Below are 22,864 nucleotides of genomic sequence, written 5' to 3' on the forward strand. Positions count from 1 at the left end.
GCCTTCAGGTTGTGGTTTGTCAATATTATCTGGGGATGCTTTATCTAAAACGCAGTTCATGTCCTTCGCCGGACTTGAATGGAATCGTTAAATCAATAAAGTTCGCTCAAGTTGTGAAATTTGTAACGACAGTTTGAGCGGAATGTTCGACCTCCATAGTCATCTTCTGCCCGGAATCGACGACGGCTCGCCCAATATGAAGGTTTCTTTCGACATGGCGCGCGCCTATGTCGATCAGGGCGTGCTTTGCGTCGCCTGCACCCCGCATATAACGCCCGGGCTCTATCACAATACCGGCCCTCAGATCCGTAAATCGGCGGCTGCGCTGCAACATGCGCTCGATGAAGCCGGTATCCCGCTGCACATCGCTACGGGCGCAGACAATCATATCGTTCCCGATTTCGTCGATGCGCTGCGCCGCGGGCATCTCCTGGCGCTCGACGATACGGCTTATGTCCTCGTGGAGCCGCCGCACCACACGGCGCCCGCACGCCTCGAAGAGCTGTTTTTCAGCATTCTCGTCGCCGGGTATGTGCCGATCCTGACCCATCCCGAGCGGTTGAGCTGGATCGAAGGGAAATACGACGTCATCGAACGGCTTTCAGCGAGAGGCGTCTGGATGCAGGTTACCGCCGGATCGCTTCTGGGAAGATTCGGGCGCCGTCCTCGCTATTGGGCTCAGCGGATGCTCGAAGAAGGGCGCGTCCATATCCTGGCGACCGACGCGCACAACAACGACTCTCGTCCCCCTGACCTTCTTCAGGGGCGGGAAGCCGCCGCCAAGATTGTCGGCGAAGCCGAGGCATATCACCTGGTCGTCACGCGTCCTCTGGGCGTCCTGAAGAACCTCCGTGCAGGCGGTTTGCCGGAACCGGAAGGAATCACGAGTGAGAATATACATGGGGATCAAGGTTCTGTTCGGATTTCTGGCTCCGATGATGGTCGCGGCCTTCGTCGGCGCGTGTGGCGGCTCTTCGCTCAGTGACGCGTCTGCCGAAAAGATATCTCTCGCAGGCAAGCCCTCAGCTGCCGAATCCGCTGCGCCGAAAGCGGACGTCGCGGGTCGGGGCGCTCCCGTGAAGCAGCCGAGCGCAGCCGATGCCCTCAAGGATGCTGCCATCACTTACGGCGCGATGAGCGATCCGAAGAGCAAAGCCTACAAGGTCGGACCGCTCGACGTCCTCGATATAACCGTGTTCAAGGTTCCGGACCTGTCGAAGACCGTGCAGGTTTCCGAAGCGGGAACGATCAACTATCCGCTCGTCGGCGAGATCCAGGCGGGTGGCCGTTCCGCGCGCGAAATCGAGCAGGAACTTACCGCGCTCCTCGGGGAGACGTATCTTCAGAAGCCGCAGATTACCGTCTTCGTGAAGGAGTATAACAGTCAGCGCGTTACCGTGGAGGGCGCGGTGAAAAAGCCGGGCGTTGTGCCCATCGTCGGCGGTCTGTCCCTGATTCAGGCTGTGGCGCAGGCTGGCGGCACCGACGATGTGGCCGATTCTACGGTCGCGGTTTTTCGCAACGCTGACGGGAAGCGGTCAGCCATTCGCTACGATATTGCGGAAATTCGCAGCGGTAACGCCGACGACCCGCCCCTGCAATCGGGCGATGTTGTCGTCGTTTCTACTTCCACCGTGAAGCAAGGTTTCAACACCTTCGTCAAGATGCTTCCGCTTGCAAGCGTGGTTCCATTGCTTTAGCGCGCCACCGCTTCGACGAAAATGAACGGTTTTGTCCTGATTTCATCGGCGTCTGTTTTGCGGACATTTTCCGGTTATCCGCGCCTGGAGGCATTGAAGTCCCGGTCTATTGCTTGCGGCGCATCGGGCGGGTCTCGCGATCTGCCCAAGGCGTCTGTCTGGCCCAGGCTTTCCCCGCAGAAATCGCGCGGTCACATCGGCGCCGGGGCATGGTATCGCCTTCCATCGCCCGATCCGCAGATATCGCATGCAAACTCAACAATTCCTGGAGAGAACATGACCCTGTGGATAAAAAAATCCGTACTTCTCGCAGGCGCTGCCGCGCTGACCCTGACAGTTTCCGCTCCGGCTTCGGCGGAGGATGCGACGCCCACCTCGGCCCTCGCGCCGGAGCTTGAGGCGCGCCTCGTCAAGGAAAAGGAAGACCGCAAGGCGTGCAAGCGCGAAATCTGCCAGGCTTTCGCCGAGGCGAAGGGCGGCACGCCCATCTCGTGCAACGTCACGAAGACGTGGCTCGGCGCCAATATTCACGCGCGCTTTCTTGGAGACAAGCTGACATGGCCATGGGGACATGCGCAGTGTTCGGCGCAGATTGATGTCGACCGCGATGCGATCGGCCAGGCCGCCTCGAAATCATCCGCAACGCTCAAGCTGAAGAAGCATGACATCGTCTGCAAGCTCGACAACAAGAACCCGGCTGAGGGCGCCGCTTACGATGTCAAGCTGTCGATCGAGCCGGTCGTCACCTTCGAGAACGGTCGAGCGACCAAGGCAGAGTTGAACTGGGGCACCATCGAGGCGCCCATTCTGGCCAAGACCGCAATCTGGTCGGCGACGGCGGTCGACGCGAACTTCAGCGTGATCGCAAACGGCGTGGTCAAGGAAATCAATGATTTTCTCACCGTAAGCTGTAAGGAAGAAGGCTTCGACATCGCCGCAGCCCGATAAAAATCCTCTCTCGCGGCCGGTCGTCGGTCCGCGAGACTTCTCCGGGCGCAGCCGCCGCCGGCCCGGATCGTCTTCGTGTAAAAAACGGATGCGGAAACGCGCCATGTCTTGGTCCGGCGCAATCCCGGACGTTTCCTCGCTTTGCGCCGATTGAAAGTTCTCCCGAGGTCACGCCGGGTGCAGCGCAACCTTTTTCAAGCGAACCGGTTCAGCCGCCGGGGCTCTTAAACCGCTTGCGAACAAAAAATCGCGCACCGCCGCAATCTGGTCGTCCGCCATCAGCCATGGCGCGTGACCGATTCCCTCGAACTCCAAGATCTTCGCGCGAGGTCCGCGCCGCGTCATGTCATCGGCGATTTTCCTGAGCAGAAGGTCGCTTTCCGCGCCGCGCAGCACGAGCGTCGGGCAACGGATCTCCTCATAGGTCGGCCAAAGATCCACACCGGCCAGAAACTCATTGCCGAAGGCAACGCCGGTGACGCCGCCAGAGCGCATATGCGTGATGATCGCGGGATCGAAAGCGAGGACGTAGGAACCGTCGCGCTGCTCGATAGCGCTGTTGGTCGTCACGTTCCGCCACTGCGTTTCTGAGAGCGGGCCGAATGAAGCACACGTCTCGCGAAGATGGAACTCGACATCTTCGAGGCAAGCGAAGGAGCGACCGAGCCCGGTCTGCGCTTTCTTCATGCGCATGAGGGCAGGCCAAGGCACGAGCGGTCCCACGTCGTTCAGGATGAGCCTGCGGATCGGCGAATTCCGCCGCGCGGCGAGCATCATGCCAATGAGGCCCCCCATCGAAGTGCCGATCCAGTCGACATGGCGCTTCGGCTTGGGGCTCGCGCGTTTGAAAACCCGCTTCAGACCGGTTGGCGGCGGAGCCGGGGCTGTAACGCGCGCCAGAAGCGCGGCCGCGTCCGTGAGGTAAAGCGAGAAGGAATAATCGCTTTTCTTGGGCAGCCATTCGCTTCGCCCGCGCCCGGCAACATCCATGCAAACCACATGGCATTCATCGGCGAGGTTTTCCGCAAGGACGTCGAAATCGCGGCTGTTGCGCGTGAAGCCATGCACGCAGAAAACGAGATGCGGGTTTTGCGGGTCGCCCCATTCGGTATAGGCAACCTCGTGAAAGCCGTTGGGACCGAGGCTTTGAAAGCTGCAAAGACGCGGTTTCTCTGACATCGAATTCCACTTCCGGCGCACAGGCGCCATGCTTGAGCAGGATAACGGCTCATTGTGCAGTGCACAATCGCAGCGGGATGAGACGCAACGAAGGCAGAGTGCTTGCCGAGAATCACTTCGGCCCAAATTAGCCCTGCCTGCGAGCCTTCGCGAGACTTGCGTGGCCTTTTCAACACCGCGAAAGAGAATTGGGGACTAAGCGCATGGCTGCTGCCCGGACCTCCGCTTCGCAATGACCGTATTTCCCGCAGCGGTTCATCGACAGCGCATCGAGCCGTGAAACAAGGCCCCGCCCAACGCCGGATTGCCTTTGCCGCAAGCGCGCGGTAGATGCGGGGCTTGGGCCGCGCCGATGCTGCCCGGGAGTGTCGCATTTGAACCCGTTCACCCGCCTTGAAACGCTGCCGCGTGCCCGGCAGTGGCTGTTGCTCGCGCTTTCATCGGCGGCGTTCGCGGCGCTCCTCGACCTCGCGGGCATCCCGGCGGCGGTGTTTCTGGGGCCGATGGCGGCGGGCGTGTTGCTCGGCGTCAAGGGCGCAACGATCCGCGTGGCGAGCGTGCCGTATATCGGCGCGCAGGCGCTGATGGGGCTTTTCATCGCGAGCGCGATCACGCCGTCGATCCTTCAGTCCTTTGCGAAGGAATGGCCGATCATCCTTGGCGTCGTGTTCGCGATCATCGCGGCGTCGAGCCTGCTCGGCTGGGCCATGAGCCGCTGGCGTGCAATGCCGGGGACGACGAGCGTGTGGGGATCGTGGCCGGGCGCGGCGGGCGCGATGGTGATCATGGCGGGCGAGTTCGGCGCGGACGCGCGGCTCGTTGCCTTCATGCAATATTTCCGCGTGGCCTGCGTGGCGAGCCTCGCCTCGGTCGTGGCGACTTTCTGGGCGCATTCGACGGGCATTCCCCACCCGGAAATCACCTGGTTTCCCGCCGTTGACGAGCGCGCCTTCGCCGTGACGCTGGCGCTCGCGGGCGTCTGCGCCGTTCTCGGTCGCGCCTCTCGTTTTCCTTCCGGCGCGATGCTGCTCGCGCTCCTCGCGGGTTCCGCGCTCAACCTCGCCGGGCTCGTCCATATCGAGCTGCCGAAATGGCTGATGGCGGCGACCTATGCGCTGCTCGGCTGGAATGTCGGCCTGTGCTTCACGCCGGGCATCCTCGCCCATGCGTTTCGCGCGCTGCCGAAGATCGTGCTTTCGGTCGCGTCGCTGATTGCGTTCTCGGCCTTGCTCGCCTGGCTTCTCACCGAGACGCTCGGCATCGATGCGCTGACGGCCTATCTCGCGACGAGCCCCGGCGGCATGGACTCGGTCGCCATCATCGCGGCGTCCACGAATGTCGACGTGCCCTTTGTCATGGCGCTGCAAACCATTCGTTTTCTGATCATCCTCATGATCGGGCCGCCGCTCGCGCGCTTTGTCGCGCGACACATGGAGGTGAGTGGGCGCTATGGGTGAGACGGGAAAGACGGCTGCCGTTATCGGCGGCGGTCCGGCGGGACTGATGGCGGCGGAGGTGCTCGCGAACGCGGGCGTCGCCGTGACCGTGTACGACGCGGTGCCGAGCGTCGGGCGCAAGTTTCTGCTCGCCGGGCGCGGCGGCCTGAACCTCACGCATAGCGAAGATCTATCGCGCTTTCTCTCGCGCTACGGTGCCGCGGAGCCGCATCTGCGAGGCGCTATCGAGGCGTTTCCGCCATCCGCGCTCGTCGCATGGTGCAACGCGCTGGGGCAGGAAACGTTCATCGGCACGAGCGGGCGCGTGTTCCCCAAGGCGATGAAGGCGTCGCCGCTGTTGCGCGCATGGCTCGGGCGGCTTCGGGCCCTCGGTGTCGCCTTCCGCCAGCGTCGCCGCTGGCGGGGGTGGGACGAGTCCGGGGCGCTGTTGTTCGATACGCCTGACGGAGCGTTGAGCATTCGCGCCGATGTCACAATCCTTGCGCTTGGCGGCGCGAGCTGGCCGCGCCTTGGTTCCGACGGCGGCTGGGTGCCGATCTTCGAGCGTGAAGGCATCGATGTCGCGCCGCTCAAACCGTCGAATTGCGGCTTTGTGGCGGACCTTTCAGACATCTTCGTCGCGCGCTTCGAGGGCGAGCCGCTGAAGGGCGCCGCGTTCTCGTTTGAAGGACAGAGCGTGCGCGGCGACGCGGTCATTACGAAAGCGGGCATCGAGGGGGGCGCGATCTACGCGCTTTCGGCGGCCTTGCGCGATGGCCTTGCGCGCAACGGCGGGGCCGAGCTTGTGATCGATTTGCGTCCGGGGATCGAAGCCGGGGCTCTGGAAGCTGCGCTTTCGAGGCCACGCGGCAAGCAAACGCTTTCGGCGCATCTTCGCAAGGCGGCAAAGCTCGCACCCGTCGCCATCGGCCTGCTTTACGAAGAAGCCGTGCGGGGCGGTTCGCCTCTCGCCGATCTCGACGCGGCCGAGCTTGCACGCCTCATCAAAGGCGTTCGGCTGCCGCTCACCGCGCCTGCGCCCATCGAGCGAGCCATCTCGTCGGCTGGCGGCGTGCCCTTCGCGGAACTCGACGGCTTCATGCTGCGCAGGAAGCCGGGCGTCTTCATTGCCGGCGAAATGCTCGACTATGAAGCCCCGACCGGCGGCTATCTCCTGCAAGCGGCGTTCTCGACCGGGGCGGCGGCGGGACAGGGGGCACTTGGCTTCCTCTCCCGGGCTTGAGGGAACATGGCGGCTTCCGAGCCCTTTTCCTCTCGAAGAATAGGGAAGGTTATGCCGTGAAGCCGACAAGGACACTCTTCGCCATGGGGTTCGCCGCAGTTGCGCTCTCCGCCTGTGAGAGCCAGACCGCCACCCCCGTCTCGGAAGGGATGGGGCCGAACCCCAATCTGCCGCCGCCGCAGGAAACCACGCTTCCCACGGTCAACATCGCCATCGCAAGGGGCTGGGGCGAAGGCCAGAAGCCGAAGCCCGCCGAGGGGTTACAGGTTTCGGCGCTTGCTCGCGGCCTCGATCATCCGCGCTGGCTTTATGTGCTGCCGAACGGCGACGTGCTGGTGGCCGAAAGCGACGCGCCACCCAAGGAGGCCACGGGCTTCCGCAACTGGGTACAGGGCAAGGTCATGAAGATGGCGGGTTCGAACCGTGGCAGCGCGAACCGCATCACGCTCCTGCGCGGCGTCGGCCCGAACGGCGAGGCGCAAACGCGCGAGGTGTTCCTGGAAAATCTGTTCTCGCCCTTCGGCATGGCGCTGATCGGCGATACCTTCTATGTCGCCAACGCCAATTCGATCGTGAAATATCCCTATCAGGAAGGGCAGACGAAGATCACGGCTGCGGGCGAGAAGCTGACAGAACTTCCGGGCGAGCTTAACCACCACTGGACGAAGAACATCGTCGCCAGCAAGGACGGCAAGAAGCTTTTCGTCGCCATCGGCTCGAACAGCAATATCGGCGAAAACGGCATGGAGCTTGAGAAGGATCGCGCGATGATCTGGGAGGTCGATGTCGCGACCGGCCAGCATCGGGTGTTCGCGAGCGGCATCCGCAATCCCGTCGGCATGTCCATAGAGCCGCAAACCGGCGTGCTCTGGGCGGCGGTGAACGAGCGCGACGAACTCGGCAGCGACCTTCCGCCCGATTACCTGACGAGCGTGAAGGAAGGCGGCTTCTACGGCTGGCCCTACAGTTATTGGGGGAAGCATGTCGATGTGCGCGTAAAACCGCAGCGGCCCGATCTCGTGGAAAAGGCCATTGTGCCGGATTACGCGCTCGGAAGTCACACTGCGTCACTCGGGTTGACCTTCGCGGAAGGCAGCCGACTGCCCAAGCCCTTCGCGAACGGGGCGTTCATCGGCCAGCACGGCTCGTGGAACCGCAAGCCGAAGAGCGGCTACAAGGTGATCTTCGTGCCCTTCGAAAACGGAAAGCCGAACGGGATGCCCGTCGACGTGCTGACGGGTTTCCTCAGCCAGAACGACGAGGCGCTCGGGCGCCCCGTGGGCGTGACCTTCGACAAGGACGGTGCGCTGCTCGTCGCCGATGACGTGGGCAATGTCGTGTGGCGTGTGACAGGTGCAGGCGCGGGGCAGAGCGCGAAAGCAGATTAACCGAGGCTTTTCGGATCCCGGTGAGCAAGAGGCGTCATAAAACGGCAACTTGTTTCACCGGGGCTCTCATTTCTCGCCATCGCGCAATTGACGCGAGCCGCCAAAACGCCCTATCTATGGCGTTTAAGAGAGAAAGCGCCTTGTCATGAGCAAAAGAACCTATCAACCGAGCAATCTGCGCCGGAAACGCAAACACGGCTTCCGCGCCCGCATGTCTACCAAGCAGGGCCGGGCGGTGCTGTCGCGCCGTCGCTCGCGCGGACGCACGAAGCTCTCGGCTTAAGCCGTCGCGAAAGCGCCCGCGGCCATGGAAACGCTGAAGACGCGCGCGGAATTCAAGCGCGTTCAGAAGGGCCGCAAATGGGTGACGCCTGCGTTCATCATGCAGGGCCTCGCGCGCGCGGACGCCGAAAACCAAGGTCCGCGCTTCGGATTCACCGTGTCGGGAAAGTCGGTCGCCGTTGAAGGCGAGGGCGGCAGGAAAAGGGGCAAGGCCGTCGACCGCAATCGCGCGCGACGCCGCCTCAAGGAAGCCGTTCGCCTGACTTTCGGGGAAGCCGCGCTGCCGAATCTGGATTACGTGATCATTGGCCGCGCCTTCGCGCTGACCAGAAAATTCGAAGATCTACTTGCGGATATGCGGCGTGCATTCCATAAAGTGGGCCAGCCGGCGCGCGCCGACAAGGAAAATAACCCTGCCCCGTGATCGCTGCGCCGCAAAAGCCGGATTGTCTTCCCACGAAGTCGGGAACCGGCTAAAGCGATTTGGCCGAACGGGTTGGCAGTCTTTCTTCGATCGCGTGGCGCGCATCGAACGGTTCTTCTGAGCGGGTTCATGGACAACAACAGAAACTTCATCATCGCGATTGCGCTTTCGCTTTCCGTGCTGCTTGGCTGGCAGTTCCTTTACATGAAGCCCGCATCGGACAAGGCGCGCCAGCAGGCCATCGAGGCGCAGCAAAAAGCCGCCGAGCAGGGCGCGGACCCCGCAGCAGCAGCGGGCGCGCCGATCGCTCCGCGCGCGTCGTCGGCGATCCCGGTGCCCACGACGCCGAAATTCATGTCTCGCGAGGCCGCTGTCGCCGACAAGTCCAAGCGCATCGCGTTCGACACCTCTTCGCTCACCGGCTCGATCAACCTCAAGGGCGGCAGCGTCGATGATGTCGTGCTGAAGCAGTATCGGCAGACGGTCGACCCGAACAGCCCGCCGGTCACGCTTCTTTCGCCAGCGGGCAGCCCCGAACCCTTCTATGCCTATACTGGCTGGTATACCGACCAGGCGGACATTCCCGTTCCCGGCCCTGACACGGAGTGGAAGCAAGAGGGCTCGGGCGCTCTTGCTCCGGGCAAGCCCGTCACGCTGACGTATGACAATGGCAAGGGCCTCGTCTTCAAGCGCGCGATCGCGCTCGACGAGCACTACATGTTCACCATCACCGACACGGTGGAGAACAAGTCAGGCAAGCCTGTCACGCTTCGGCCTCGCGCCGAGGTGGCGCGCCTCTACGAGCCGACGAACCTTTTCGGTTATTCCGTGCTGCATGAGGGGCTGATCGGGCTCTTCAAGGACGCGGGGCTGAAGGAATTGACCTATTCAGCCGCGATCAAGAATTTCGACCCCGCAGCCGATAACGGCAAGGGTGCGTCGAAGGAGATTATCTCCGACAAGGGCGGCTGGCTCGGCTTCACCGACCAATATTGGGCGGCGGTGCTCGTTCCCGACCAGTCCAAACCTCTGACGGCCCGGCTCTTTGGCACGCCGCAGAAGGATTTCTTCGTCGAATTCAGCGAAAATCCGGTCACGGTCGCTCCGGGCGCCGCCGAAACCTTCACGAACAAGCTGTTCGCGGGCGCGAAGCAGGTCGCGCTCGTCGATCAGTACATGGAAGACAACAAGATCGACCGCTTCGACAAGCTCGTCGACTGGGGCTGGTTCCCCTTCCTCACCCAGCCGCTTTATCATCTGCTCAACTGGCTGTATCAGCATGTCGGCAATTTCGGCATTGCGATCCTTTTGACAACGGTTCTCGTCAAGCTTCTGTTCTTCCCGCTCGCCAACAAGTCTTATTCGGCGATGAACAAGCTGAAGATGCTTCAGCCGGAAATGAAGAAGATCCAGGAGCGCTTCAAGGACGACAAGCCGCGCCAGCAGCAGGCCATGATGGCCCTCTACAAGAAGGAGAAGGTCAATCCGGCTGCGGGCTGCCTGCCGATCCTCGTTCAGATCCCGGTGTTCTTCGCGCTGTACAAGGTGCTGCTCGTTTCCATCGAGATGCGGCATGCTCCGTTCTACGGCTGGATCCACGACCTTTCCGCCCCCGATCCGACGAATATCTTCACTCTCTTCGGTCTCATCCCGTGGTCGCCTCCGCATTTCCTGATGCTTGGCGCGCTGCCGCTCATCATGGGCCTCTCTATGTGGCTCCAGATGCGGCTGAACCCGACGCCGCCGGACCCGATCCAGCAGAAGATCTTTGCCTGGATGCCGGTGCTGTTCACCTTCATGCTCGCCCCCTTCCAGGCCGGCCTGATCCTCTACTGGACGTGGAACAACATCCTGACCTTCGCGCAGCAGGCGCTGATCATGAAGCGCCAGGACAAGACCATGGACCTGCTCCAGCAGATCGGGCTCAAGCGCTCGAACGGCGCTGCAAAACATGGATCTCATGAGGCCGCTCACAGGCCGAAGGCTGAGCCGGTTCGTCCGGGCAAGGCCGCCGACGGCAAACCTTCGTCCGTGCCGCCCGCAAAGGCCGAGGTGACGGCGCCTGTTGCAGAAGCCGCCGAAGCTAACGAGGCCGCACCCACGGCGGCGGGCGAACAGGCCGTGATCGACAAGCCGCAGCAGACCGATTCCGCAACCGCACGACCGGCTGCGCAGGCTCCCGTCGCGCCAAGAGGCAACCTCGCGAGCAAGAAGTCCGTCAAGCAGCGCGGCAAGAGCGGCCGCAATCGCCGTCCCGGCCGGTAACGGCGGATGACGGCAACCGACGAGGAAAACCACGCGCGGGAACTGGCAGCCCGCGCGGAGGCGCTGTTCAAGGCTCCCGCCGAGTTCGTGCTCGGCGTGACCGATGTTGCGGCGCTTCCGGCTGGCGAACGGCCGGAAGTGGCGTTCGCCGGGCGCTCGAACGTGGGCAAATCGAGCCTGCTCAATGCACTCCTGTCGCGGCGCAATCTCGCGCGCGTCTCGAATACGCCAGGGCGCACGCGCGAGGTGAATTACTTCGCGGTCGGCGATGCACTCTATGTGGTGGATATGCCCGGCTACGGCTACGCCAAGGCTCCCAAGGCTCTCGTGAAAGGCTGGACACAGCTCATCCATGACTACCTTCGCGGACGCCCCCAGCTCAAGCGCGTGATGCTTCTCATCGACAGCCGCCATGGTCTGAAGGCGTCGGACAAGGAAATCATGACGCTGCTCGACAAGGCGGCCGTGTCCTATCAGGGCGTGCTGACAAAGGCAGACAAGCCGAAGTCCGGCGATCTGGCGCAAGTCATTCGCGAGACGGAAGCCGTGATGCGGACCCATCCCGCCGCCCACCCCGTCGTCCTTGCCACCTCTTCGGTCGAAGGCTCGGGCATCGAAGAACTGCGGACAGCAATTGCAGAATTTTGTTAATCTTTCATTAATACTTACGAAACCTTGCCGCCCTCAAGATAAAGCGATCACGCAAACGTGATCATAAGGGTATTTACAACCGGCGATTTTCCGAGGTTGGTGTAACGACGGCTGGGCAGAGCGCTCGCGCGTCCGCAACTCATCGCCAAATATCCCCTGTAAAACAGTAAGTTAAGCCAAGTGCTTGCGCCTTTGGAGGCGCAGCGCCGAATTCCTCGCGCGCCGATCAGGGAAACCTGTAAGGGTGAATGGCGAGACAATCTCCGCGTGCAATTCCCATGTCTTTTTTTTCGCGTTTACCGTATTGTTCAATCAGAAGTTGCACAAAACTTCCTGTGTTCGGTTGGTCTGTAATGCGTGGTGTGATCTGTAAAAGTAAATGTAAAATTGAGTGAGATAGTAATGGCACGTCAAAACCAAAACAAGACGGCGGAGCCCACTGCAGTAACAGTAGCCTTCACCCTGTCCCTTCTCGCCAGCGTCAGCACCATCGCAATAGCCGTATGCCTGTCGCCGGCTCACGCGCAAAGCATCTCTTCCGGCGGTGTGGATTGGACCTCCACCAATTCGACGAACGGGGGAAGCACCTTTTCAAAAAAGTCCCAGCTCTATAACGGCCAGGTTATCGGCACCGACAGTTCGGGTTACACCACGACACTGCAAGGTTCGGGCGTAACGTCGTCGAATGGAGCGGCGAGCGCTTCTTTCGGGGCCGGCGGCGTCTCCGTGTCGAACGGTACGAACGTCACCACCGTCGGGCCGACTTCCGTTACGACGGGAACCGTCTATGCAGATACGTTCAGCGGAGGCACCCTCGCCACGAACAGTGTGAGCACATCTTCGCTTTCAGTGTCGAACGGGACAAACGCCACGACCATCACGCCGACCTCGGTGACGACGGGCACGCTGAAGGCGACCACGCTCGACGTGGACAACTTCAGCGCAACGAACATGTCGGTTACCAATGTCAATGCGACAGGAGCGATTTCAGCCACATCGCTGACCACGACCGGAGCCGTCACCTCGGGTTCGGTAAACACTGGTATCGTGAATGCCACAACCGTGAACGCCTCGACATTCAACGGCGGCGCCTTCAAGGGGCAGTCGCTCACGGTGACGGACGGCACGAATACCAGCACGGTTCTGCCGGGTTCCATTTCAACCACCGGAACCCTGAGTTCAGCCTCTCTGTCGACCGGCGCGATCAATTCGGACAGCATCACAACGAACACGATCACGGCGAACACGTTCAACGCGACCAATCTCGGCACGTCGAACCTCACGGTGTCGAACGGCACGAACACCACCACGATCACGCCGACATCCGTTACGACGGGATCCATCAACACCGGGACGCTGACGACGGACCATATCTACATCCAACACCCTGGTGGAACGAACTACATCGATCTGAATGCCAGCGGCGACGCGGCGACCTTTCAGGGCATGAAGCTCACGGTCACGACAGCAGACGGATCGAGCTATACGAAGGTGGTCGACGGGCATGTCGAGGTTTCGGACAAGCTCACAACCAAGGATCTGACCGCGACCGGAACCACGACGCTTTCCAACATCAAGGTGGCCAGCGGAGGTTCCGTCGATATGGGCCGGGCCGTTGTGCATAATGTCGCGACGCCGCTCGTCGACACCGATGCCGCGAACAAGGCCTATGTCGATGCGGTTTTCAGCAGTGTGAACCAGAATGCGGGCTTGCGTTCCGCGAACCGTCGGATCGACGAAACGCAGGAAGGCGTCGCCATTGCGCTCGCGCTTCAGCAGCCGATCTTTGCGCCGGGGCAGAACTTCGCGGTGCGGGCCGGTTGGGGCAATTTCGAGGGCGAAAGCGCGTTCGGCCTCTCGGGTGCGGGCATCATCGGCCGCGATGTGTTCGGGCCGGGGACGCTCGTTGCGCTCGATGGCGGCTTCGGTGTCGGCGCGAGCAGTGGCGTCATGGCGGGCAAGGCGGGCGTCACATTCGGCTGGTGACGAGCGCGGACGAAGACGCGCCGCGCATACCGGACGCGATCCTCCCACGTTCGCCCGACACCTGAAAACATCTTTAGGTTGTGCCGCGCTAACGAAAATGAAGGCTTCAAGACCATAAGCTTGGCTCGCCGTCCGGGCAACGGCGCGTCAACACTGTGCTGCAATCATCAAATGCGGGACGTCGTTTCGAGCGACGGGCATGTCATGAAATCCACCTTGTTTCGAGTTGCCTTATTCCGTGCCGCCCTGTGCTCTGCCGCCATCTTCTGCGCGAACGAAGCGCTTGCGGAGGGCAAGGGAGCGCCCCTCGCCAAGCGCTCTCCCGAGACGGCCACGAAACCTCAGCAGGGCGCAGGCGTCGACGGCGTCCAGCTCGCCATGCTGATCAAATCCACCGTCATCGCGCTCCAGCACGCCAACCAGACCGGCAATTATTCGGTCTTGCGGGATCTTGGAACGCCGCTTTTTCGCGAGCGCTTTGATCAGGTCAAGCTCTCGGCGATCTTCTCGGGCCTGAGAGGAAGAGGGGTCAATCTCAGCCCGGTCCTCTTGCTGTCGCCGAATCTGACGAAGCAGCCCGAACTGACGGATCAGAAGCAGCTTCGCGTCATCGGCAATTTTCCCACGCAACCGCTTCAGATCAAGTACGAACTCGTCTTCCAGCAGATCGACGGCGTCTGGCGCGTGGACGGCGTGTCGGTTGAGGCCGTCGCCGCCCAGACGACGCAGGCCGGACAGACAAGCGGCGGGCCGTCGCTGGCCGCGCAGATGCCCGCGCCGGGCAAACCCGTCGCCAGCGCGAAGTCGGGAAAGAAGGCGGTACAGCAGCAGAACTGAGGCTCGAACCGCACGCAACCGAGGCGTGCATAACCCCGGACACCGGCCCTTTCGTCTTGAAGTCGCGCCTCCCGGCTATTAAGAATGGCTCGCGGACTGTGGATGGTCGAGGTGTGCCCGTGAGAAAGTATAGCCTGAGCCTATGTTGCGCGGTGGCGCTCGCGATGGCCCCGGTCGCGGTCCTGGCGCAGCCGGCGGGACAGCAGCAGACGCAGTCTCCTGACGAACTGCGCCTGATCCTCATGATCCGCAATGCGATCGTGGCGCTCAATCAGGCGAACATCACCGGCAATTACTCGGTGCTGCGCGATCTCGGCACGCCCACGTTCCAGCAAACGAACAATCCGGCGAAGCTTGCCGAAGCTTTCGCGACCTTGCGAAATCGCAAGATCGACATATCGCCTGTCATGTTCTTTCCGCCGCGGCTCACGGCGCAACCGGCCATGCTGGAAGGGCAGGTGCTCCGCCTGACGGGGTTCTTCGCGACAACACCCGAGCAGGTGAATTTCGATATCGCGTTCCAGCTTGCGGGCGATCAATGGATGCTTGCGGCTATCGCGGTCAATGTCGCGCCTCCGGGTGAGGGCCAGCAGGCGGCGACCATGAACGAGGCTCAGGCGCAGCGCACAACCGAGGCAAAGCCCATCAGGATCGACCTGAACCAGCCCGCGGGCGTTCCCGCGCAGCAGCCTCAGAAGAAATCGCCACCGCCCCCCAAAAAGCCGAAGCCGGAACAGTCTGCGGCACCGCAGCAACCTGCGCGGCCCGCCCCCCAGCAACAGGCGGCCCCCGCGTCGGCGCCGTCCGGTCAGGCTGCCGCTGCGGCGGAGCAAACGCAGGCGGAGGCGGCGTCCGCCCCGGCACCGGCGCCCAGCACCGTCTGGACCCCGTTTGGCCGCTGACGTGAAGCAGAAACTCTCATGCGCGGTCATCTGCGCGTTCGCGACCGTCGTCTTTTGTTTTGCCGCCGGCGCGGAGAATGTGACCGCGCCAGCCGCAGAACCCAGGGAGGCAAAAAAGGCGTTTGGAGCGATCAAGGCTCCGCCAGCGCTGCCGCCGCAGGCTATCGGCCGTTATGATCTCGGCTGCGTCGCGGGTGCGCAGCGAATTCCGGTGAACGGCGATGCCTGGCAGGCGATGCGCCTGTCGCGTAATCGCTACTGGGGCCATCCCGCTCTCATCTCCTACATCGAGACGCTCGCGCGCGACGTGAAGCGCCTCGACGGCCTTCCCGGCATCCTCGTCGGCGACATGGCGCAGCCGATCGGCGGGCCGCTTCTCGGTGGGCATGCGAGCCATCAGAGCGGCATCGACGTCGACCTCTGGTATAATCTCATGCCCGCGCGGATATTGTCGGCCGAGGAGAGGGAGAAGTTCGCCGCCACCAACTTCGTCGACCAGACGACGCTGACGGTCGATCCCGCACGCTGGACCGACGCGCAGACGAAGCTCGTCAAGCGTGCCGCCTCCTATCCTGAGGTTGCGCGGATTTTCGTGCATCCAGCCATCAAGAAAGCGCTATGCGACAGCGCAGGCGGCGACCGCGCATGGCTGCAAAAAATTCGTCCGTGGTACAAGCACGATGACCATCTGCATGTGCGCCTGAATTGTCCGGCGGGCAGCCATGGCTGCGTCTCGCAGCCCGCAACCAAGGCGGACGACGGCTGCGGCGAAGAACTCGACACATGGTTCAGGAAGCTGCGCGCGCCGCGTCCCAAACCGTCCGGGCCGCCGAAACCTCAGCCCAAGCCGAAGCCCATGCTCGTCACCGATCTGCCGGGCGAGTGCCAGGCGTTGCTCGATGCAGCCGAGAGCGCCGAAAAAGCCGGGACGCCGGGCGCGCGATAAGGATCGGCGCTGGCTTTGCGTGTGCGGGATGGGTTGGAAGCCATGTTGCCGTGGGCGCCTTGGACCGACGCCCGGAGACTTGCGGAGCGCTGCGCCGATGCAGCGATGTGTCGGACTGTACCAGTGTTGTCAAATCGGCCTCCTTTCAGTCGGCATGGATCTGACGCGGCAAGCTGATCGACGGCACGAAATCCGCAGCGTCGTGTCGTGTCCGATTTGCGGCATGCGCCGTGGACCAGGCGACCGGCGCGATCTGTTTGAATCATGAGGACGGCTGCCCAACACGGTGCGGCCCGGAGCCCGCTCCGTCTGCGCTCCGCAAGGGGCGAGGCAGGATAGGCGATGTTGAAATCGTAGCGCTCCATCGTTGCGCTCCGCTTCCCGATGGCAGGCCGCCCGTCAGCTTCTCGGCAGCTTGCGGCGAGCCGTGGCTTTCGGTGGGGGCGACGCGGGCGCTTCCCCGCCGCTTCGACTGCGCGCGGGCTGGCGGGCCTTTCTCGGTGTCGGCGCGGGGGCTGGTGGCGGGGCCGCCTCGCTGGCCCGAGCTTTTGCCGGGCTGGAATTTCTTTGTGTTTCGCCGGGGCGCGAAATGGTTTCGGAGCGTTGCCTTGACGCGCTCTTTGGCCTCGAACCGGCGTCCAATTCGCTCGGAGGGGCCTTTGCCGTTCGCCGGGCATGCGCCTTTTCGGATGTCTCGCTCGCGTCGTCGACCCGCCCGCTTGTCCTGGTTCTCGCGGGCGGGGCGGTAGTTGGCGCTGCCTCAGAAGAGGCGGCGATATCGTGCTTGCCCACCCCGGGAGACCGGCGCGTTCGCGGTGCGGCGCCCGTCGCTTCGGCGGCAAGCGCCCTTTCGGTTGCATCGGGTGTTTCGGACCGCTTTCGGGCGCGAGCGACGCGGGGTGCCTTTGCCGATGCGATGCCAGCGGGCGCGTCTGCGGCCGGATTGTCCTTGGCCTTGGGAGTTTGGGGAGCCGGTCGTGACGCGGACGGAGCCTTGGGCGCTTTGCGCGAACGAACAGCAGGCGGGATCACCTCCGCGCCGGTCCCGGGTGGCTGGGTCTGCTCTCTGGCCCCCGATGCCGCTTTCTGCCGCCGTGCCCCCGTTTTGCTTTCTCTAGCGTCATGCCGCAAATCGCGACGCTTCAGACCTGTATCGTCGATCAACGTGTCTGCGTCCGATCGATGCCGATTCGATGCCGGCCGATCCGGGAACGCCATCGCCTCGGCTGCAAGCGGCCTGGGTTTCTCGTCCGCGTCGCCCCAGGATCCCATCAAAACGTAGTAAAGCAGCTGCTCGAACTTCGGCCGGAACTCCGCGATAATGGCCTCCGGGTCGGGCACCATGGCGGCATCGGTGATCAGCCCGAACTGCACCATGTCGTTGAAGGACAGGATCGAAACGCCCATGCCGATGTCGCCGGACTGCGGCACCCAGAACATGATCTGAGAGATTCTCGCGCCGCCGAGATACAGCGGTTCCTTCGGTCCCGGCACGTTCGTCATGACGGCGGTGGCGCGCTTCATCAGCATGTTGAAAAGCCGGTCCTGCACGATCTGCGGCGCGTGACCGATCACTTCCAGCAGGCCGAGGGTAACAGGCGGTTCAAGCGACTGCTTCAGCGCCTGCATGCGGCGCTGAACCTCGGCGAGGCGCACAAGCGGATTCTCGATTCCGGCCGGAAGCTCGACGCCGACAAGTCCGAAACGGTTGCCGAGCTGACCCGCCTCGTGGCTCTGGCGCATGTCCACCGGTATGAACGCGCGGATTTCAACGCCGTCGGTATCGTCGCCCTTCGCCTTGAGATATTCGCCGAGCGCACCCGCGACCGAGGCGAGCAGCATGTCGTTCAACGTGCAGCCGAGCGCGTGGCTCACCGCCTTAACCTCCGGCAGCGGGATCGGATCGGTCCACGCAACGCGCTTGTTACCGGACGCCTTGCCCTTGAAACGCGTCGGACTGTCTTCCGGCATCATGAGCAGCCAGCCCAGTTCGCCCGCCACGCCCGCGCCGAGCCGCGCTGCCTGGGTGGGGTTTTGCGCCAGCGCTGCGGCTTCCTTCCAGAGATCGACGCCCGCGCCGAGGCTGCGCTTCAAAAGCCCGAGACCGGGCAGGGGGATGCGAAAACCGGCTTTTTGCTCCCGCGTCCCGGTCCAGACCGAACGATTGCCGCCGTCGGTGATCGAGAGCATGACGCCCACCAGCGCCATGCCGTCCCCGATGGCGTGATGGACACGAAGGACGATCGCCGCGCCGCCTTCATAATCCTCTACGAGACGAATCTGCCAGAGCGGGCGGGATTTATCGAGCGGCTCAGAGGCGAGGCTTGCGATGTAGCGCTGAAGCTCGGCCTGCCCGCCCTTGCCGGGAAGACGTACGCGCTGGATGTGCCGCGCGCGGTCGAACCATGGGTCGTCAACCCACCAATAGTCGTTCGAACGGGTCTCGACATGCTGCCGAAAGCGGGGGATCGCAAGGAAGCGCTCGGCCAAAGTGTCTTCCAGCGTGTTGAGATCGAGCGGCCCCTCAAGTATAAGTACACCTACAATGACCATCGGGTTGGATGGCCGGTCCATTCGAAGCCACGTGGTGTCTACCGCTGAGACGCGTTCCGCTTTCGACATTGGCGGGGACCCCTTGAGGTTTTAAATTGCGTTCATGCGTCTTGTACGAAGCCTTCATGCGCCGGCGGGCAACGATCATCCAAAATGGGCGACGTTTCTTAGTAAATACATCACAAAGGAAAACGATTGACTACCAAGAACGAGATTGCCAAGCGCATTGAATCGCTTCTCGACGCTTCGGCTGAGCTTAGGGCGCGGCTTGCGGCACGGCCGCAGGGTGAAGCTGCTCGCGATGCTCTGCGGCTGTGGCAGGCGGAACGCCTTCAGCGTGAGCACGCCCATATCGTGGCTAATCCGCTCTACACCAAGACGGCGACGTTTTTCCTGAGCGATATCTACGGTCCCAAAGACCTGAGCCGCCATGAAGAAGAAGTGCGGCGCATCCTTCCTGTGATGAAGGCTGTATTGCCTGAAGCGGGGCTTGAGACCGTGGCCGATGCGATAGAGGTCAATACGATTTCGGAGTCGCTCGACACCGACATGCTGGAGGCGCTTGGGCAGGGCGTTTTTGCGCTGGACATCGACAAGTGGGTGGCGGCCTACAAGAAGGTCGGGCGCCGCGCCGACCGTGAGCGCCAGATTGCGCTGATCGCGAGTCTGGGCCGTTCGCTCGACCGGCTGACGCGCAAGCCGTTCATCGGCACTGCGCTTTCAATGATGAAGAAGCCCGCCGAGGTCGCGGGTCTGGCTGAACTGCAAAGTTTCCTTGAGCGCGGCTATGATGCCTTCCACTCCATGAAAGGCAGTTCGGCTGCATTCGTGCGCGGTGTCACAGAGCGCGAGACGCAGTTGATGAACGAGTGGCTTCCGAAGGAAGGCGCGGGGGCGCTTTGATCGGCGGCGGCCCATCGTTTTGCATCGGATTGGCCGGGCGCGCGCAATCAAGATCTTTCTTGCTGAGAGCCTCACCTGAATGGTCCAATAGTGATTCAGTATTGCATGACCTAAAGAAGGTTGATCTCTTTACGCATCTTGGGGTCAAGACCGTCGCGAATGCGCTCAATGGAAGATGATCGAGGAGATCAGGCGCGAGCTTCGACAGGCTGTGGCGCCATTACAAGAAAAGTTGCCGGTAGATCCGTTGCGGACCTGCCCAAGATCGTGGCTCCATTGATGGTCGAGGTCACCGGAGACTTCGCACGAGCGCGAATGTCTCGTCTGCCCCCTTCCGACGGTGAAGTTTCTCGCGGGCGATCAGTGGCCCGCCGCCGTGCGCCAGCAGCGCGAGGCGACGAAAGAATACCTCTGCTTGATGCGCCGCCACGACACTGAATTAATCTGTGTGCGTCCATGAACAGAATGGAACATGCGGGAGAAAAATTGAGCGATGCAAGGGCAAAACGCCCTGCTTTGCAGTGTGGGTGCAGAAAACCTATGTTCGCCCTACGTTCCCCCTTGAATCCCCATGGCATCAATGTTAAACCCCGTGAAATGCCAAAAACTTGGCAATTTACCCATTGGGGCGTAGCCAAGCGGTAAGGCAGCGGATTTTGATTCCGCCATTCCCAGGTTCGAGTCCTGGCGCCCCAGCCATCTAGATGATGGGCGATAATCATCATATAAATCAATCCGCTAGACGAATTGCTTCGGCCCTTGCGACCCCATCTGAGACCCCAAACTGCGACCCCACGGCCTTCACCTCGGCAAAACGTCTCGTCAAAAACTCCAGAGATGCGCCGAGAGGGCCTGCACATTAGGAACATCTCGATGGCCGAACATCCCAAGCTGACCGTAAGAGAGTATGTGGCAAAATACTGGCCGGGACTTGAAGCGTTATTCACCGACGCCGACGCGGCGTTCCGCGAGATGACGCAAGAAGCGAACACCGAAGCCAGCCGTTTGGGGATGCCCTTGGCTCCCGATGGCCGTTATGTGCTTACCCTTTGGGACCTCGCTTCAGCCCGCGCGATCTAGGATAAAGGGAGGAGCGGCGCTTCGATTTTCGAACCCGCTCCTTCGACCTTCCTGCGGTATCTATGCCGCCTTTTTAGCGTCTAGCTTGATGCCCTTGTCGGTGATGATGCGATAAACTGAGGAGCGGCCAATACCAAGCTTGCGGGCGACATCCGTGGGCGACATCCCCGCACGAAGCATCGACTCCACTTCTTCGCCCTTCGCTAGCGCGGTCGGCTTCCGGCCCTTGTACTTGCCATCCGCCTTGGCCTTCGCGATGCCTTCGCGTTGCCGTTCCAGCATCATCGCCCGCTCAAACTCCGCGACACTGCCAAGCACCTGCAACATGAGCCTGCCTGTCGGCGTGGTCGTGTCGAGGTTCATCGCGAGGATGTGCAAGCCCGCGCCCTTCGCTTCGATCCCAGCCACGATGTCCAGAAGCTCACGCACCGACCGCGCAAGGCGGTCCAGCTTCGTGACCGTCAGCACGTCCCCTTCGCGAAGATAGTCCAGCGCCGCCGCAAGCTGCGCTCGCTCAGCCACGCTCGACACCTGCTCCACAAAGAGCTTCGTGCATCCCGCCGCCTCAAGATCGCGGCGCTGCGCGTCCAGCCCTGCCACCTGTTCTGTCGTGGACGTTCTCGCATATCCCACCGTCAGCATCTCCACGCCTCCCATTGTGTCCCACACGGTTTTAAGATGTTTAGCTGAAGCTGTGCCAAAAATCAAGAAAAGACTTGTGTGGGACACTTTTGATGGCTCTTTGGGACGAGTCATTAGGGCTTGGTCTACTGGATCACGGGTAGGCGCGCGGTTGCGTTTCTTTAAGGGGCTTCCAATCGGAGGCAAGCTTCTGCGCTTCTTCAAGCTGAGAAGCTGTCATCGCCCTGGTGAGGGCTTCCCGCTTTTGAGAGTAGCCCTTCCTCTCGGACTCATCTCGGGCGTTCGTCGCGGCGAGATTGAACCACATATGGGATATTACGTAGTTCTGTGGGACACCGTTCCCTTCCACATAGGCTCTGCCAAGGATGTACTGACAAGCGGGCTTCCCTTGGTTCGCACAACGCCGAGCCATTCTGATCCCCGCTACGCGGTTCTTTTCCACGCCAAGTCCATCGAGGTACATTATTGCCATTACGAACTGTGCCACCTCGTCACCATCTTCTGCGGGGGACAACAACAGCCTAGTTGCCTTGAGGTAGTCTTTGCTCTCAAACGCCAGCAACCCTTCCGTCACACCAGATACTAGGTCTCGATGAGGCTCGGCTCGGGCTGGTGCAAAAAGCGTCAGCCAACACAGGGCGGCCACTGAACAGAAGCGTCTTGATTTCATGCGACCTCACCCGTGTCGACGTTGTGTCTTTCCATCTATCGGCGAAGTCCCCAGGTCAAGCTAAAGCTAAGGCCGAAGCATCAATCTCGAGGTGGAACAAGGTCGCTTCCTCGCTATCGCTTCAATCATCCAGCGTTTACGAAAAATTTTAAGGGAGAAAGTGAATGGTACCGGCGCGCTAACGGGAGCGCTCGCAACAAGCCTAACAATCGTTCCCCTCCCCCTTACGTAGTGTAGCTTCAGCGCGACCTTCGATGCTGTACGTGGCGTGTTCCTGAGAACAGCATAACTTGGGACGATATTCCCGAACGCGCAATCAGCAAGGCACATGCATGGTCGCGCGAGGGGGCACGGGGGGTCTTGTGCGCCTGCTCGAAATATTGAATGGAGTCTTAAACGACCACACCAAAACATTCTGAGGTACTCTTGATAAGTCAGGGATGATGGGCTGATGGTGATCTCACACCTTCACTTCCCCTCACTCCCATCCACGGCCACCTTGAGGTTACCAGCATGGTCTCCTTAATTCCCCTTCAAGGTGAGAGGAGGTAATGATGCTGATGATTCCCACCTCGTACAGCACATAAATACAGCATGCTAGTACAGCATACCACTACCCATAAAATTCCTTTAGGCCATATTTTAGGTGTACCTTTAGTGAGTCTTTAATGCTCCCTTAATATACACCTTAAATAAACACCCTTATGCACATCAACCCTGGCGGGGCCTTAAACGGGCCCCTTTGCTTTTTCTGTGGAATTTCACGGGGTTATCGCCTCGCGTACCTCCGTTGATTTTATGTGACTTTTCCTGGACCGTTAGGCGATCT

Annotated in this window: 20 protein-coding genes and 1 tRNA gene; 17 read left to right on the forward strand and 4 right to left on the reverse strand. The window is 61.6% G+C overall.

Features of this window, described 5'->3' with window-relative positions:
- Positions 1-142: 142 nt before the first annotated feature.
- The 3 genes from QM659_RS00825 to QM659_RS00835 all read left to right on the forward strand — a co-directional run bounded on the left by QM659_RS00825 (position 143) and on the right by QM659_RS00835 (position 2,648).
- Positions 143-985 carry a tyrosine-protein phosphatase gene (locus QM659_RS00825; protein WP_415187009.1) on the forward strand — a complete coding sequence of 281 codons (843 nt, stop codon included), beginning with the start codon at positions 143-145 and terminating at the stop codon, positions 983-985.
- Positions 986-1,076: 91 nt separating this feature from the next.
- Complete coding sequence (locus QM659_RS00830; RefSeq protein ID WP_415187010.1) at positions 1,077-1,700, forward strand: polysaccharide biosynthesis/export family protein; 624 nt, start codon at positions 1,077-1,079, stop codon at positions 1,698-1,700.
- 276 nt (positions 1,701-1,976) lie between these two features.
- Complete coding sequence (locus QM659_RS00835; protein WP_415187011.1) at positions 1,977-2,648, forward strand: hypothetical protein; 672 nt, start codon at positions 1,977-1,979, stop codon at positions 2,646-2,648.
- A 168-nt stretch (positions 2,649-2,816) separates the two neighbouring features.
- On the opposite strand, the gene QM659_RS00840 is transcribed toward QM659_RS00835, so the two are convergent.
- Positions 2,817-3,827, reverse strand: a complete 1,011-nt coding sequence (locus QM659_RS00840) for an alpha/beta fold hydrolase (protein ID WP_415187012.1) — start codon at positions 3,825-3,827, stop codon at positions 2,817-2,819.
- A gap of 365 nt (positions 3,828-4,192) precedes the next feature.
- Here QM659_RS00840 and QM659_RS00845 point away from each other — a divergent pair, with 365 nt between their 5' ends.
- The 11 genes from QM659_RS00845 (at position 4,193) to mepA (ending at position 16,187) form a co-directional block, all read left to right on the forward strand.
- Positions 4,193-5,284, forward strand: a complete 1,092-nt coding sequence (locus QM659_RS00845; RefSeq protein WP_415187013.1) for an AbrB family transcriptional regulator — start codon at positions 4,193-4,195, stop codon at positions 5,282-5,284.
- Entirely contained in the window at positions 5,277-6,506 is a 1,230-nt protein-coding gene (locus QM659_RS00850; RefSeq protein ID WP_415187014.1) for an NAD(P)/FAD-dependent oxidoreductase, read from the forward strand. Before QM659_RS00845 ends, QM659_RS00850 begins: the two co-directional genes overlap by 8 nt.
- 56 nt (positions 6,507-6,562) lie before the next feature.
- Complete coding sequence (locus tag QM659_RS00855) at positions 6,563-7,894, forward strand: PQQ-dependent sugar dehydrogenase (RefSeq protein WP_415187015.1); 1,332 nt, start codon at positions 6,563-6,565, stop codon at positions 7,892-7,894.
- 145 nt (positions 7,895-8,039) lie between these two features.
- Positions 8,040-8,177, forward strand: a complete 138-nt coding sequence (rpmH, locus tag QM659_RS00860; RefSeq protein ID WP_127077550.1) for a 50S ribosomal protein L34 — start codon at positions 8,040-8,042, stop codon at positions 8,175-8,177.
- Positions 8,178-8,201: 24 nt separating this feature from the next.
- A complete protein-coding gene (gene rnpA / locus QM659_RS00865) occupies positions 8,202-8,600 on the forward strand; it encodes a ribonuclease P protein component (RefSeq protein WP_303485188.1) in 399 nt (132 codons plus the stop codon).
- A gap of 129 nt (positions 8,601-8,729) precedes the next feature.
- Positions 8,730-10,865, forward strand: coding sequence for a membrane protein insertase YidC (yidC, locus tag QM659_RS00870; RefSeq protein ID WP_415187016.1), 2,136 nt, complete (start codon positions 8,730-8,732; stop codon positions 10,863-10,865).
- 6 nt (positions 10,866-10,871) lie between these two features.
- Positions 10,872-11,516: a ribosome biogenesis GTP-binding protein YihA/YsxC gene (yihA, locus tag QM659_RS00875; protein WP_415187017.1), complete on the forward strand. Its 645-nt coding sequence runs from the start codon at positions 10,872-10,874 to the stop codon at positions 11,514-11,516.
- Positions 11,517-11,918: 402 nt separating this feature from the next.
- The gene (locus QM659_RS00880; RefSeq protein WP_415187018.1) at positions 11,919-13,502 is read left to right on the forward strand and encodes a hypothetical protein; all 1,584 of its coding nucleotides are present in this window, start codon (positions 11,919-11,921) and stop codon (positions 13,500-13,502) included.
- Between the two features lie 204 nt (positions 13,503-13,706).
- Positions 13,707-14,339: a hypothetical protein gene (locus QM659_RS00885; protein WP_415187019.1), complete on the forward strand. Its 633-nt coding sequence runs from the start codon at positions 13,707-13,709 to the stop codon at positions 14,337-14,339.
- Between the two features lie 164 nt (positions 14,340-14,503).
- Complete coding sequence (locus tag QM659_RS00890; RefSeq protein WP_415187020.1) at positions 14,504-15,241, forward strand: hypothetical protein; 738 nt, start codon at positions 14,504-14,506, stop codon at positions 15,239-15,241.
- Position 15,242: 1 nt separating this feature from the next.
- A complete protein-coding gene (gene mepA, locus QM659_RS00895; protein WP_415187021.1) occupies positions 15,243-16,187 on the forward strand; it encodes a penicillin-insensitive murein endopeptidase in 945 nt (314 codons plus the stop codon).
- Positions 16,188-16,586: 399 nt separating this feature from the next.
- Here the strand turns inward: mepA and QM659_RS00900 are convergent, their stop codons facing one another.
- Complete coding sequence (locus QM659_RS00900; RefSeq protein ID WP_415187022.1) at positions 16,587-18,809, reverse strand: wax ester/triacylglycerol synthase family O-acyltransferase; 2,223 nt, start codon at positions 18,807-18,809, stop codon at positions 16,587-16,589.
- A 126-nt stretch (positions 18,810-18,935) separates the two neighbouring features.
- Here QM659_RS00900 and QM659_RS00905 point away from each other — a divergent pair, with 126 nt between their 5' ends.
- From QM659_RS00905 to QM659_RS00915, 3 genes are all read left to right on the forward strand, one after another.
- Positions 18,936-19,643 carry an FFLEELY motif protein gene (locus QM659_RS00905; protein WP_415187023.1) on the forward strand — a complete coding sequence of 236 codons (708 nt, stop codon included), beginning with the start codon at positions 18,936-18,938 and terminating at the stop codon, positions 19,641-19,643.
- 624 nt (positions 19,644-20,267) lie between these two features.
- Positions 20,268-20,342 (forward strand) — tRNA-Gln (locus tag QM659_RS00910).
- Between the two features lie 174 nt (positions 20,343-20,516).
- The gene (locus QM659_RS00915; RefSeq protein ID WP_415187024.1) at positions 20,517-20,723 is read left to right on the forward strand and encodes a hypothetical protein; all 207 of its coding nucleotides are present in this window, start codon (positions 20,517-20,519) and stop codon (positions 20,721-20,723) included.
- A 60-nt stretch (positions 20,724-20,783) separates the two neighbouring features.
- Here QM659_RS00915 and QM659_RS00920 read toward each other — a convergent pair whose 3' ends face one another.
- Both QM659_RS00920 and QM659_RS00925 read right to left on the reverse strand, forming a co-directional pair.
- Positions 20,784-21,365, reverse strand: a complete 582-nt coding sequence (locus QM659_RS00920) for a recombinase family protein (RefSeq protein WP_415187025.1) — start codon at positions 21,363-21,365, stop codon at positions 20,784-20,786.
- A 133-nt stretch (positions 21,366-21,498) separates the two neighbouring features.
- Positions 21,499-21,939 carry a tetratricopeptide repeat protein gene (locus tag QM659_RS00925; protein WP_415187026.1) on the reverse strand — a complete coding sequence of 147 codons (441 nt, stop codon included), beginning with the start codon at positions 21,937-21,939 and terminating at the stop codon, positions 21,499-21,501.
- Positions 21,940-22,864: the final 925 nt, after the last annotated feature.

It is taken from the genome of Rhodomicrobium sp., from assembly GCF_047605405.1.
Taxonomy (GTDB): Bacteria; Pseudomonadota; Alphaproteobacteria; order Rhizobiales; family Rhodomicrobiaceae; genus Rhodomicrobium; species Rhodomicrobium lacus.

Excerpts from the sequence above, each read along its gene's own strand:
- QM659_RS00825 (WP_415187009.1), top strand. The coding sequence starts at position 143 with ATGTTCGACCTCCATAGTCATCTTCTGCCCGGAATCGACGACGGCTCG.
- QM659_RS00835 (WP_415187011.1), top strand. The coding sequence starts at position 1,977 with ATGACCCTGTGGATAAAAAAATCCGTACTTCTCGCAGGCGCTGCCGCG.
- QM659_RS00840 (WP_415187012.1), bottom strand. The coding sequence starts at position 3,827 with ATGTCAGAGAAACCGCGTCTTTGCAGCTTTCAAAGCCTCGGTCCCAAC.
- QM659_RS00850 (WP_415187014.1), top strand. The coding sequence starts at position 5,277 with ATGGGTGAGACGGGAAAGACGGCTGCCGTTATCGGCGGCGGTCCGGCG.
- rpmH (WP_127077550.1), top strand. The coding sequence starts at position 8,040 with ATGAGCAAAAGAACCTATCAACCGAGCAATCTGCGCCGGAAACGCAAA.
- rnpA (WP_303485188.1), top strand. The coding sequence starts at position 8,202 with ATGGAAACGCTGAAGACGCGCGCGGAATTCAAGCGCGTTCAGAAGGGC.
- yidC (WP_415187016.1), top strand. The coding sequence starts at position 8,730 with ATGGACAACAACAGAAACTTCATCATCGCGATTGCGCTTTCGCTTTCC.
- yihA (WP_415187017.1), top strand. The coding sequence starts at position 10,872 with ATGACGGCAACCGACGAGGAAAACCACGCGCGGGAACTGGCAGCCCGC.
- QM659_RS00880 (WP_415187018.1), top strand. The coding sequence starts at position 11,919 with ATGGCACGTCAAAACCAAAACAAGACGGCGGAGCCCACTGCAGTAACA.
- QM659_RS00885 (WP_415187019.1), top strand. The coding sequence starts at position 13,707 with ATGAAATCCACCTTGTTTCGAGTTGCCTTATTCCGTGCCGCCCTGTGC.
- QM659_RS00890 (WP_415187020.1), top strand. The coding sequence starts at position 14,504 with ATGGCCCCGGTCGCGGTCCTGGCGCAGCCGGCGGGACAGCAGCAGACG.
- QM659_RS00900 (WP_415187022.1), bottom strand. The coding sequence starts at position 18,809 with ATGTCGAAAGCGGAACGCGTCTCAGCGGTAGACACCACGTGGCTTCGA.
- QM659_RS00915 (WP_415187024.1), top strand. The coding sequence starts at position 20,517 with ATGGCCGAACATCCCAAGCTGACCGTAAGAGAGTATGTGGCAAAATAC.
- QM659_RS00920 (WP_415187025.1), bottom strand. The coding sequence starts at position 21,365 with ATGCTGACGGTGGGATATGCGAGAACGTCCACGACAGAACAGGTGGCA.